This window comes from Lysinibacillus cavernae, assembly GCF_009724685.1.
Lineage (GTDB): Bacteria > Bacillota > Bacilli > Bacillales_A > Planococcaceae > Lysinibacillus > Lysinibacillus cavernae.
Genome location: NZ_WMEF01000001.1, coordinates 93810 through 106843 on the forward strand (window position 1 = coordinate 93810; position 13034 = coordinate 106843).

The following is a 13034-nucleotide window of genomic DNA, read 5'->3' on the forward strand; positions in this document are numbered from 1 at the left end:
TCATGCGCCAACAACTGGCTTTACGCGGCAAATCACAATATGATCCATCCATTGCACCAAGCTATCGTCATTCTGCCTGTGGACCTACTACAATTCACGTCATTTTAAACTATTTGAACGACTCAGTTCCTTCTATTAATGAACTTTATAAACAACTTGGTGGCACAAAAATTGGTTTATTCAAATGGCGACTTATTCGCAACCTCCGCCGACTGCAACCAACCTGGGATATCCGAACTTGTTCATTAAAAGAAGCATTACAGGAAATAGATGCAGGTCGCCCTGTTGCTATCCGTTTTGATCGCTATTTTAGCCTTCGGTGGCGGGATAAAAAATCGACCTTCGCCTATCATTGGGTACCCCTTATTGGCTATGACATAAAAAATGATGAGCTATGGTTAGTGTTTCATGATAATGGTGGACCAAATCGTGACAGTACAATACGTCATGCACTCTATAAAGATAATGAAAAAGTATTATCTTTTGTTAAAATGACACCTCCATAGAGCAAATAAAATAATGGATAACACATTATTTTACTTGCTCTTTTTCAGTGCATCATATATCACTTCCGCAAAAATATCAGCAGTACGATATGTTTCTTCCAGACTATTTTCTACTCCACCGATAATTTCAATAAAAAAAAGCAGAGCATATTGCTATACTCTGCGATGATGAATTAAATAAGAGAATACAATGAGCGGGCATGCTTCGCAATTAACGTATAGCCACTCTCTTCTATCTCTTTAAAAATTTGTGGTTCATAGTTCGGTAAAACAAGGCTTGTCATATCTGCTTCAATTGGGACATTCGTTTGAATTGTTGCAAGTACATGCGATAATTTTAACATGTCCAAGTTTTCTTGGATTTTTGTTCGTTGACCTGGCTTTAATTCGCCAAGGGACGCTAGAATCTTATCAATCGAGCCATATGTTTGAATTAACGTGAGTGCTTGCTTAGGACCAATGCCTTTGACGCCTGGATAGCCATCACTTGTATCTCCCATAAAGGCTTTAACCTGTGCAAACTGTTCTGGCTCAATACTATATTCTTCTTTAAAGCGTGCATGTGTATATATATCGTACTCAGTATAGCCCTTTTTCATAAAAGCAATCTCGGTAGATGGTTTTAAAAGCTGAAGCAAATCCTTATCTCCACTAATAACGGTAATATCTGCCTTGTCCTGCCATTTAGTAATCATAGAGCCAATTAAATCATCAGCTTCCATGCCCTTTACACCGAAATTTTGCCAGCCAATTTGCTGCGATAGATTTTTCGCCATATCAAATTGAGGCAACATTTCCTCTGGTGGTGCTGGGCGATTCGCTTTATAGCCGTCAAATAAATCATTGCGGAATGTATGTGCTCCCATATCCCAGCAAACAGCCATATGCGTTGGCTTCATGATCGATTGTGCCGTTAGTACATGTCGCACAAATCCTTGGGCGCCATTAGTCGGTGTACCATCTGCAAGACGAATAAAATGTCCCATTGCAGCTGATGCGAAAAATGAACGGAATAACAGTGCCATCCCGTCGATAATCAATAGTTTTGGTTTTGTTGTCATCATGAATTCCCTCTCTATTACAATACAAAGTTTGTATCTATTTATTGTTTCCTACTTAAACATTATAGCAAACTTTCACTATTCAGCATTGTTAATACACGGAAATTCACTTGCTTTACAACGAAACTTTCCCTTTTTTCGAGATGCGATTGCGATGATCCAGTTGAATACCTGTTAACCATTGTAAAAATGCCGTGACACCGATCTTCACTGTTTCTGGTCGCAATGTTCCTTCCCTTGGGTCAGCATAAACAAAATCAATATGACGAACCCCTTCATTTTCACCAATAAGCTTGAGGATATCAAATAACTCATAGGCCGTTAAACCACCTGGTGTTGCAGCTGGGACATCTCGTGCAAACATAATATCGAGTGCATCTAAATCAACTGAAACATAAATGCGATCTACCTCATACATAAGCTGACGCAGCATTTCACGGATTGTGAGCTGAATACCATCACGTCGCATCTGTTTTAACGTAATCATATGAATCCCCTGTTCTCGTGCATAATGAATCATTTCAGGTGAGTTGAAAAAACCATGCAAACCGACATTATACACATGTTTCCCCTCAACAACCCCTGCTGCAATTAACTGGTGGATTGGAGAATCTTGCGCTAAACCAACTTCCTCTTGGTTTCTTGCATCTAGATGTGTATCAATTTGAATAATACCAATGCGATCTTGCGGAAAAGCATTCTTTATACCTCTTAGGGAACAGGCGGTAATCGCATGATCTCCTCCAATCAAACAAGTAAAGCTTTTTTGAAAGGCAATGCTTAAATTTTCAGCGGCAGCCTCGATGGCAGATTCTGAAAGCATTCTATCTTGTTCATGAATCGCAACATCCCCTATATCAACGACTGACAGTGCGCGTAAATTTACCTGCTCATCTAAATTATACGATTGAAAACTTGGCCAAACTTTACGAAATGCGGTTGGGTATTGCGCTTTTGTGGATGCTCCACCTGCATATGATAATAGAGCTCCATATAAGACAATGTCCACATCATTTGGGTTTGGATTTGTTTGCTGCTTAATCCATTGATGCATGGCTGAACCATTTTCTTGCTTCCATTGGCATTCTGGTTGTATAAACATATTCATCTACCACCTTCATATCTTTTCTATTCAAGTTGAATTGGCCTACACCAACTCTCACTCTCCTCAAAATGTCCTACCATTTATTTTCTATTGTAATAGTACCATTCGTACATTCATCTTCGTCATCGTTTTTCTTTTTTCCTCTTTTCTTTCTAACTTTTCTCCTTATACAAAAAAAAGCAAACTAGATACCAGTTTGCTTAGCAAAAACCATATACCAGTAGGTGCTTTACGTGAAAACACCACTATTTTGATTACCTTTCCCCTATTTCGGAGCAGTTGACTACATTTTTGGCGTGCTTTGACAACTTTAATGAGCGAGTTATCCTTCTTTGAACAACCAAACTAGTCTACTACTTCTGCTGCTTAGAGAGGCTTTCGCAAAGTTCTGCGACCTCATACATGGCATAACTTTGAAAATTATATTGGCTGCGCAATTCTTGAAAATAACATAATAGTTCCTCAAGCATCGCTAAATTTTTATCCACATGCTTACCAAAATTATGAGGATGCCACCATAAATGATAAAATGCTTGTGCCTTTGCTGCCTCTAACATGCCTTCCTTTATACGCTTCACTTTTAAACCTTCGAATACACGTAGCGGACTGCAATAAGGCCTTAAAAAGGCACTTGACCGAATATTAATTAGTTGTTCCTCTTGCATTTCCTCCAGTGTCGCCATATGATGACCAGTTAGATTCCAATAACTATCTAGCCACTTCTTGGCTCCCATAAGCCTACCCTTCTTCGTAAACTTTTGGGCATCGTACAAAGTATGATTTTCAGTACCTCTGTAGCAAACAAAGCCTGCTTCTAAACATGCTGTTAAATAGTCTTTGTTTACTTGATTGCGAGGAAAGACAATTGATTTCATAGGAGCGGTATACCCCTCACTAATGGTTTTTGTCGCGTGTAAGTCTGCACAAAAGGCTGCTTCTGTTTGACCTTTTTCCAAGCAATAGAAATGAGAAAAGGTATGACTACCTATTTCCTGATGTGGTGTACGTTTAATACCCTCAATTAACGATTTACCAAAATGCAAGAGATCCTCTTGTTCATTTTCGCCTACTTTTGCTAGCTGGGTATGTGCAGCAAAGCGCATATTGTCATATTTCACAGGGATACCTCGTAAATAATGAGCCATTTCTGCCTTTGATTCTGCAAATAATAATCCGACTGTAGCCCAAGTCGCGTGTATGTCATATTGCTCAAATAACGTTAGTATCCTGGGCAAGGCTTTACGTACACCATATAGGTTTTTATTGTATTGTCCATATCGAAATACATCATGGACACCCCAATTCAGCTCAAAATCTAATGAAATAACGAGACCCCCACCATTCATGTAGCTACTTCCTCCATTTTTGCACACCAAGTAACAGTGCACGTATTTTTGATTGGATAATGTAGCCTGAGTAAACATGGACAACCTGTCCACCAAAGCTTAGTTTAAAGGCTCGTACATTTCGATTTTCTGTTAACTCGCCCATATCATATAGCATAAAACCATGCTCCTTTAGATGCAGTAGGTTATGCCAGATTAAAAATCGATTGGCATAACGGATAGGTCGTTTTAAACGAGCAGGCAAAGCTGATGCATGACAAGTTGCCTCATAATAGGACATTGCTTTTTTCTCATGCACAATATCCAATCGATAGCACAGTGTTTGTCCACAAATACTTTGGATCTCAGATAATAATAAAGCCCCCTGTTCATTTAGGAGCAATATTGTTTCCATTTGCGACTTGCCAATCGTTTCAAGCTTTTTTCTTTTGGCGAAATGATTATAAAATTGCTGAAAGGCTCGCAAATTTTCCATGGAAGGCTCTTTATACAATATAACTTGATAAAATTCCTTTTCGGCACGGCGTAAAATTTTTCGATTTCCTTCAGAAAGTGCTAAATACAATGAAAGTTCATGCTCTTGAAGATGAATGTGAACCGTTTCGCTTTTAACAAGCTTTCGGCTAGGTACCAATGAATGTGTATAACCTACTACCTTCATTGATTTTCGAACATTCGCTGGCTTTTCTAGAAAATAAAAATGTTGCATTGCGATATTCCATCGCTTACTTTTAATGGACAGAATGAACATCGCCCCCACTCTCTGTATATTTTTCTACACGATGTCGCTCAAAACGAGCGAATTTATAATGTTTCATTCGAGAAATAGGTTTATAGCCTAGCTGTACTAAGCGCTTACGCTTTCGCCATTGCCAAAAGCTTGCCGTTACCCACAATGTTTGAGCTGGTTTTATTTTTCGGAAATACGCTGTAATAATATCGATCTGCTTGAAAACATCATAGGCTAAAAAATAGGTTTGCTTCGGTAAAGGTTCTACCATTTCCAATGAATCGACTCGCCAATTTGTGGCATGTAACGCAAACGCTGGCTTATTCGTTTCCGCAAAGGAGTCTTTATAAATTGTGTATCCCTTATAAAAGAGGGCAATGATTTCTTCTTGATCAAGCTGCATCGCTTCCTGAATCGACATTTCTTCAAATAAATGACCGATAGGCTGCTGTGGCGATACATCCTCTAATGGGGATAATTCATATAAATTCACTTGTTTCACACGAATAAATCTTTCTACGAATTGTTGTCCATATTCTAGCCAATCTTTTACCTTTCCATACTTTACTAAATAACGTAATTGACCAAGTGTATTGCGTTTCCAATCTACAACTCGCTGATTGCCTTTTACATATTCCTTGAGTCTTTCCTTCAACGTTAAAAAACCTACCAGTAAATTTGTACGCTTTGTACCACCGCTGGCAAGCATATGTCTTGTAAAATCAATGCTGGAACGCCAGTCAAATTTGTAAGGTTCATAGCCTATGCTCATATCAAATAAGCGATAATTGTCAGCAAACGTCCGTTGGATGGTTTCCTGATTGACTATACGGCCAGCACCAAATAAATTAAATGTAGGTTCATGTGCAAGAGCATAAGTGACATAACGACCTCGACAGCAAAGGCCGTATGTGAAAGCAATCCATTGGTTTTCAAAGACAAGTGCATCGACCTCCACATGCAATGCCTCTCCTTTAAGCATTGTTAAACGCTCAAAAAAATCTCTTTTCTTGCCCTTTGTAAAATCACTCGTATCAATCTTTTTTGCCCATCGTCTATCAAACAATCGAAACATTTGCCAAAGCTCATCCCGTGAAGGCACTCGCCTTGTTAAAGAGCCAAGGTTTCGTAGCTTACGTTCCCGCCTATCGACACCATGCATTTTTCTACGTTGCTTGTAATGGTGCTGAAAGTCTACTTCAGAAAAAGCAAGGTATGGTGTCACAACACGGAAAATACTCGCTCGTAATTGTCTTTCAACGAAGTATTGCTCCAAGATTTTTGTAGACACTTTACTCTCTAATAAGCCATTCAATGAAAAAATAACGTGCCGATACTTTTTAATCAATTCATCGAATACAAAGGTCGTTACTTGCAGTAACCATTCTTGTTTGGCAACAACCCCTGTATAGTTCGCTATATTTTTACCTGCAAAGCTATACACCCTTATCCCCCATCGAACTGACACGGTAAAGGGGAAAAAGGCAATGATCGTCCCTTCATGTTCAATGGCATAAAGCTCGACACGTTCTTTACGACCTACAATTTGCCACCAATTATAAAACCAAGCAAATTCTATAAATGGATTATCATTTTCCTCTGCTTCTAAAATGCCATCCCAAATTTCCTTGTACCACATAAGCTCATCATCTGTTCTAATGCAAATTAATTGCAATTTAATCCCCTTTCTTCGCTAGTTCTAAAACAGCCTGTTGATAAACAGTTACTGTTTTTTGATACATGGGCGTGAACGTGAAATTCTGTAAATAACGGCGTTCACTTGCCTCCCCCATTTGTTGTCTTAAAGCGACATCCATTAACAATTGATGAAGTCGCTTCTTCAATAATTCGTTATCTTCTCGCTCCACTAAAAATCCATTGCCACCATCTGAAACTAGCTCTTTAACACCACCTACATTTGTTGCAATAATTGGAAGACCTACACGCATCGCTTCAATAATGGAAATCGGCAAGCCTTCCCAATCAGACAACAGAACAAATAAATGGCTTTTCTCTAGATAAGAATGAACGTCTAATTGATTGCCTAAAAACGTTACACGATTCGTTAAACCATGCAGTTCAACGAATTCCTCTAGAGCTGGACGAAGTGAACCATCTCCAATTAATTGAAGCTGCCATGGAATATCTGTCAGCTCCTCTAAAGCTTTTAGCAATGCATCCTGTCTTTTCGGCACTTCAAAACGAGCAACCATGACAATGACTGGCTGCTCCATACATGTCTTTTCTGTTGTCGAGCTTTTCTCAATTGGGTCAATGCCGTTATGGATGGTCAGTAATTTATGAGATGGAGCTACCTTCTTCATTAGTGCTAGTTCCCGGTCATATTCAGACACAGTAATAATTTTGGTAGTAAATAGCTGAACCGACTTTTCCACCCGATGATAAAGCAGCTTTTTCTTTTGTGGAACACCTTCTGTAAAACTCCAGCTATGTGCAGTAAAAACAGTTGGAATACGTAGTAAGCTACCAACTATACGACCTATCACACCTGCTTTGGATGAATGGGTGGCTACAACATCAGGTTGTATACTTTTGAAGAGAGCTCTTAATTGCCAGAATGTCTGAAAATCTTTTGTTACATGAATAGCTCGTTGCAAGGCAGGAATACTGATGACGGGAATTTGTTGTTCTTGTAAACGCCACAGTGATGGCTGATAGCAGCCTGTTACTACTGTGACTTCATGCCCATCCTGTTTAAGCTGGATAGCAAGTGCCTCCACATGTTTTTGCGCTCCTCCAACTTTATCCATTCGTGTAATAAGCTGAACGATTTTCAGTTCTGCCACTCCTTATTTTTTAATAGGCACCTGTTCTTGCTACTACGACATAAAGTGTCTTCAACAAAATTTGGACATCCATCCAAAAGGAATAATTTTCAACGTATTCAATGTCATATGAAATTTTTTGTCCATGTGAAATATTAGACCTGCCGTTAATTTGTGCAAGGCCCGTTAAGCCTGGCTTTACCTCCAGACGTCGAGCCTGCAAAGGGTTATAAGCATTCGTAATCGTTGGAACCTCTGGACGTGGACCTACTATGCTCATATCACCCTTCAACACATTTAAAAGTTGTGGGATTTCATCAATACTTAGCTTTCGAAGGATAGCCCCCACTTTTGTGATCCGTGTATCTTGCTCTGTTTTAAAATAATAATCATCAGGGATACCATTGGCACAAATAGCAGGCATATTCACTGGAACTGCCTGTATACACATTGTTCGTAGCTTCCAAATCACAAAGCGGTGATGCTCAAGGCCAGTTCGTATTTGTTTGAAGAAAATGGGGCGACCTGTCGTCATGAGTAAAATGAGGAATACAGTTAGCATCAGAGGGATTGTCATGAAAAGTAAAAATAATGCCCCTACAATATCAAATATTCTTTTGCCGTACTGACCATAGAATGTGAGATTCTGAGCTGTCTGAACGTGCAATACATCATCCTTTGCATTTTTTTAGCACTTAACACTATATATTCATTTTGAATATTTCTAGAACTATTAAAAAAAAGTGCTTACTTTATACAAAAAAAGAGTTATGTCAGCGACACATGCTGAATAACTCCTGTTGCCTTATTATATGCTTGTTTCCAAAATTTGAGCCTCACATACAATCACAACATTGCCTTTTAATGCTTTACTTATCATACATGTTTGTTCCGCCTTCTGTGCTAGGCGATCAATTCTTCTTTCAAGATGTTCTGATAGTTCTTGAACAATAATTTTTGGTTTATGGACAATTTTTTCATAAGTAAAAACCCCATTTTCTACGCTGACAAATCCTTCTGCCTGCATGGATAATTCCAGCACGTCAATTTCTGATCTTTCAAGGAGGGCAGCTAATGTTATTAAATAACAGGTTGCCGCCGCACCTAAGAGCATTTCATCAGGATTTGTACCAATGCCAGGTCCATTCATTTCCCGAGGAATAGAAATTTGTGTTTGCAGATTGCTTGCAGTGATGTTCCCTGTGCCATTTCTACCATCTGACCAAGTCAAGCCCATTGTAAATTTATGCTGAACCATTCTATATCCTCCTTTATTTAGTGAGCTAAGAAAAATGCCCGCTCACATTCGTAAGACGAGCATTCCCTTTATTCAATTATTACTGTGTTTTTTTCTGTCTCAACAAGGCGACCTTTTTTTGTCACGTTTTGGTACTCAGCAAGGCGAGCCATTGTACGCCAATAGTGATAAACCAGACGGTCAATCCATAGCAAAGCCTCCACTTTCGATACGGCTGTTTCTAACTCTACCACATTTTCAACAGTGTGCTCGAAATAGGCGTTTCGTTTATCACGGCGAACTACCGCCAATTCAGATGAAGTAACCTCAAGTAAGGCTGCAATCTCAGGCAAGCGTTCATCCTCATCGATTATCAGTAGTACTTTTTCCAATACTTCCAACCACTTTTGAGTTAATGTAGTCTGCAATTGGAAGGCGTTAGGATGTTGTTCTCGTAACGCCTTCGTCAAACGGTATAAGTGATCTATTGCATGTAGAAGGGCAATATGCTTATAACGTTCCTTTTGTGAAGAAGATTGTATGGCATCCATAAATAAACGTGATTTTTCAATTGCTTCATCAATTTGAGCCAATTTACTGTCTGTTTCAGCTGTCCGCTTCTTCCCTTGAATAAGAGCTAGTATAACAGTCGTCAATTCTTTGGTAATGTCCTGTAATGTATTAAAGGAAACCTCTACAGCTACTCCAGGTAATTTAGCTACACTATCATCTAAATTACGTGTTAAATGGTTCCCTTTTTCAGATATCATTTTTTCAATAGCCTTTGCAAAAGGACGAACAAATGGCACAAAAAGTATCGCTCCAATGACACTAAATAATGTATGGAAAACAGCAATGCCCAGTGTCTCATCGAAGCTACCATTGATGGATTTTGTGACAAATTTGGTCAATGTAAACATAAACGTTGCACCAAATGTCACGATGATAGCAGTAACTACATTAAACAAGACATGTGTCACAGCTGTTCGTTTAGCTGCTGTTGATGCGCCTATCGCTGCAAATAATGCAGTAGCAGTCGTACCAATATTTTGCCCGATTACTAAATAGGCAGCCTGTTCAAAATCAATAGCTCCCGCATATAAGGCTGTTAAAGTAGCCGCTATTGCTGCACTGGAAGCTTGCATAATGACAGTCATGACAAGACCCAAAACAATTAATATTAGTTTTCCACTAATAGAATCTGCATCAAATGCATCGAATGGAATTTTGTCTTGTACAGCTGCCATTCCTCCTTGGAGGACATCTATACCTAAGAATAATAAACCAAAACCAGTAACAAGCCCCCCAACTGATTTGTAATCGCGTGGTGCGAGCAATTGTACAAACACACCAAGTGCAATAAAAGGCAGCGACATGGTCTGCATATTAATCTTGAAGCCGATTAATGAAATAATCCAACCAGTACTTGTACTCCCGATATTCGCTCCAATAATGACACCAATTGATTGTACAAACGTTAGGAGTCCAGCACTGACAAAACCAATTGTAATCAAGGTTGTGGCAGTGGAGGATTGCACTAACATCGTCATGAAAGTACCCGATAAAACAGAGCTAATGGTCCCACCTGTAAAACGATTCAGCCATTTTTTTAAGGCATCTCCTGCCAGTTCTTTTAAACCGTTAGTTAGCATCGTCATACCAAGTAAAAATAAACCGATGCCCCCTATCACATTGATCAATCTATCAACACTCCCTACTTAATAGTCTCCAAATATGTACGGCTCCTCTTTTAAGGAGTTTTATTACTCAAACATTCTTAATAGTACCACTATTAAATTTGAGAAAATAGGGTCGTTTTCCTTTATCGTACAAAATCAACCATTATTTTACGAAAAACAATGTCATAATTTTTATGGTAGAATAGAATAAATAATTCTTTAGGAGATTTTCAAAATGATTTTAACAAAGCAAGAAGCAGTACAAGCATTAAAAAAGAACAAGTTCATCGGTTTTACTATCACAACAGGCAATATTATTATGAAAAAGATTAATAAAACCGATTATAATATTTTTGTTTTTGAAGAAGGAAAAGATAAGCCATTACGCTATGTTGGCTCTATTATGAACGTTATGGCGACAATGAGTGATAAGGCGTCCAAAAAAGATTTTGTCATAGTAGAACAGCTTCCAACACAAAACAGCGTAGCAGAGCCTACTGAAAGTGAAGTAACAACGGAGGCTCAACTAGCGCCAACACAAGAAAAAGAAGAAATTGTAGTTGAAGGTCAAGAAGAAAGCCGTGCTATTGCTGGCTATGAAGGACTATATGAAATGACTTCAAGTGGTCGAATCATTACAGTACGTGAAAATCGTCCGTTAGCTCGTTGTAATGATGAATATGGCTTCCATATTGCACGACTAACAAAGGATGGCAAAGCATCTAGTCAGAATGTCTTTGAACTTTGGAAACAAACTTTCCCTGAGCTAGAACATACTCAGTTCAAAGGTGCACTAAAAGCTAAATATGGTACAGGCTGTAAGCTTATCGATAAACCTGGCATCCATTTTTAAAGAAATACCCTCAGCATTTTTGCTGAGGGTATTGTTATTTACCATTGATATATTTTTCGCCATTTGAATAGCTTTACTATGTTGATTTTGGCTACTTTATGAAAACCTGCCTGCACGAGCTTTCTTCGCCTGCGTCCATCGTACCATGGGGCTAACGTACAAACAGTTCTCCCTTCGCGCTGCACATCAGCAACAATTTCGGCTAATCGCTGACTGTCATATTCTCTTATAAACGACACATTGGATGCAAGCTCATACGAATAGCCAACCGATTCTTCAGATGCTATTTTATCGTGTCTCCTATATACGATTTCATCGCTATATCCAAAAAGTCTATATCCCTTATAAAAATGAGTAACATAGTTTGGTCGCTTATTCATCCTCATAATATCCTTCATTTGTACCTCATGAAAGTTCATTAGTCCTTTTTCTTCTTTTTGCTGCGCGATATAGACATCTAAAATGTGAACTGCTACGATACGTTGAAGCACTTTCTTTATGGTGCTTAACCAATCTTTTACGTTTGCATTCTTCACAAAATAACGCAGCTCTCCTAATCTGTCCCGCTTCAATTTCACTAGCTGATGATTATTCGTTAATTTACCTTTTAGCTGATCCCGTAATACCATACATGATCGAATAAAACGCTCTTTGGTTCCTTTTGTACTCATAATGAATTTTCTTGTAAAATCAATATGTGTATACCACTCAAACTTATAGGGTTCATAGCCGCTTCCAAAATCATAGTAACGATAGCCTGAGTCGTGTGCTTTTAGCATGTTTTCTTTTTCAATGATGCGACCTGGACCAAACCTATTGAAATCAGGCTCATGACCCATTGCCAGACAAAAATTACGCTCTCTACAGCATAGATCAATCGTAAAACCAATCCAATGTCCTTCAAATTGTAAGCTATCAACCTCTACCTGAAATGCCTTGCTGTTGGTTTTGGCTAATCGCTCATAAAATAAGCGAGTTTGCTTTTCTGTAAAACCACTTTTATCAATTTTCTTTTGCCATCTTCTCGTAAATAACGTAAACATGTCCTGTATATGATTATGCTTCACACCTTGAAAGACTACTTGACCAAGTGACTTTAATTTATGTTCACGACGCTTCAAGCTTTTAAATTTTTTCCGGTGCTTTTTCAGAAACTCATCTAATGAGATCGATTGAAAATCTATATAGGATGTTACAGTTCGAAATATAGAATAAGACATCTGATATTCTATCGCATACTTTTCTAGTGTTTGAGAGGTACCTTTACTTTCTAACAACCCTTGTAACACCATTAAATAACGCTTATATTTTTGTGAAAGCTCCTTCAATAGGAAGTCAATCGACCGTTCTAGCCATTGTTTCTCTGCAATCACTTCCATATAGGTCGCAAAACCTTGTCCTAAAAAGCTAAAATGATGCATTCCATATCTCACGGAATGAACGAACGGAAAAAAAGCAATGGCCATACCTTGATGTTCGACTACATAAATCTCTACATTGTCATGAACCCCTAGTGTTGTCCACCACGTTGAGATCCATTCGTACTCAATAAACGGATTATTATTGTGCACTCGTTCAAGTATCCCTGACCAAGTACTTCTATAAGGTTCTAACGCTTCAATGTCCGTGATGAGTCTATAAGCTAGCAACGTACTCAATCGCTCCTTTTTCCGTTTTCGGCGCCATACATTTAGTAGCCACTATATTCCTAGCAAGAAAGTGTTAGAACAT

The 13034-nt window shown here is 38.6% G+C and carries 12 protein-coding genes; 2 read left to right on the forward strand and 10 right to left on the reverse strand.

Annotation, left to right across the window (positions count from 1 at the left end; genetic code table 11):
- Nucleotides 1–2: 2 nt before the first annotated feature.
- Nucleotides 3–506, forward strand: a complete 504-nt coding sequence (locus GJU32_RS00460) for a C39 family peptidase (RefSeq protein WP_155589999.1) — start codon at nucleotides 3–5, stop codon at nucleotides 504–506.
- 173 nt (nucleotides 507–679) lie between these two features.
- On the opposite strand, the gene GJU32_RS00465 is transcribed toward GJU32_RS00460, so the two are convergent.
- The 9 genes from GJU32_RS00465 to GJU32_RS00505 form a co-directional block, all read right to left on the reverse strand.
- Nucleotides 680–1567 (reverse strand): 5'-3' exonuclease, encoded by an 888-nt coding sequence (locus tag GJU32_RS00465; protein ID WP_196426549.1) that lies wholly within the window; start codon nucleotides 1565–1567, stop codon nucleotides 680–682.
- Nucleotides 1568–1682: 115 nt separating this feature from the next.
- Nucleotides 1683–2675: an arginase family protein gene (locus GJU32_RS00470; protein ID WP_155590001.1), complete on the reverse strand. Its 993-nt coding sequence runs from the start codon at nucleotides 2673–2675 to the stop codon at nucleotides 1683–1685.
- 350 nt (nucleotides 2676–3025) lie between these two features.
- A complete protein-coding gene (locus tag GJU32_RS00475; RefSeq protein ID WP_155590002.1) occupies nucleotides 3026–4018 on the reverse strand; it encodes a polysaccharide deacetylase family protein in 993 nt (330 codons plus the stop codon).
- 4 nt (nucleotides 4019–4022) lie between these two features.
- A complete protein-coding gene (locus GJU32_RS00480; protein WP_155590003.1) occupies nucleotides 4023–4727 on the reverse strand; it encodes a hypothetical protein in 705 nt (234 codons plus the stop codon).
- A 22-nt stretch (nucleotides 4728–4749) separates the two neighbouring features.
- Nucleotides 4750–6423 carry a GNAT family N-acetyltransferase gene (locus GJU32_RS00485; RefSeq protein WP_155590004.1) on the reverse strand — a complete coding sequence of 558 codons (1674 nt, stop codon included), beginning with the start codon at nucleotides 6421–6423 and terminating at the stop codon, nucleotides 4750–4752.
- 1 nt (nucleotide 6424) lies between these two features.
- Nucleotides 6425–7555 (reverse strand): glycosyltransferase family 4 protein, encoded by a 1131-nt coding sequence (locus GJU32_RS00490; protein ID WP_196426550.1) that lies wholly within the window; start codon nucleotides 7553–7555, stop codon nucleotides 6425–6427.
- 10 nt (nucleotides 7556–7565) lie between these two features.
- On the reverse strand, nucleotides 7566–8201 hold the full coding sequence (locus GJU32_RS00495; protein WP_155590005.1) for a sugar transferase: 636 nt from the start codon (nucleotides 8199–8201) through the stop codon (nucleotides 7566–7568).
- A gap of 141 nt (nucleotides 8202–8342) precedes the next feature.
- A complete protein-coding gene (locus GJU32_RS00500; RefSeq protein ID WP_155590006.1) occupies nucleotides 8343–8792 on the reverse strand; it encodes an SACOL1771 family peroxiredoxin in 450 nt (149 codons plus the stop codon).
- Nucleotides 8793–8860: 68 nt separating this feature from the next.
- Nucleotides 8861–10462, reverse strand: coding sequence for a Na/Pi cotransporter family protein (locus GJU32_RS00505; RefSeq protein WP_230874920.1), 1602 nt, complete (start codon nucleotides 10460–10462; stop codon nucleotides 8861–8863).
- A gap of 223 nt (nucleotides 10463–10685) precedes the next feature.
- On the opposite strand from GJU32_RS00505, the gene GJU32_RS00510 reads away from it, so the two are divergent.
- Entirely contained in the window at nucleotides 10686–11303 is a 618-nt protein-coding gene (locus GJU32_RS00510) for a 3-ketosteroid-delta-1-dehydrogenase (RefSeq protein WP_155590008.1), read from the forward strand.
- Nucleotides 11304–11341: 38 nt separating this feature from the next.
- Here the strand turns inward: GJU32_RS00510 and GJU32_RS00515 are convergent, their stop codons facing one another.
- Nucleotides 11342–12952 (reverse strand): GNAT family N-acetyltransferase, encoded by a 1611-nt coding sequence (locus tag GJU32_RS00515; RefSeq protein ID WP_155590009.1) that lies wholly within the window; start codon nucleotides 12950–12952, stop codon nucleotides 11342–11344.
- Nucleotides 12953–13034: the final 82 nt, after the last annotated feature.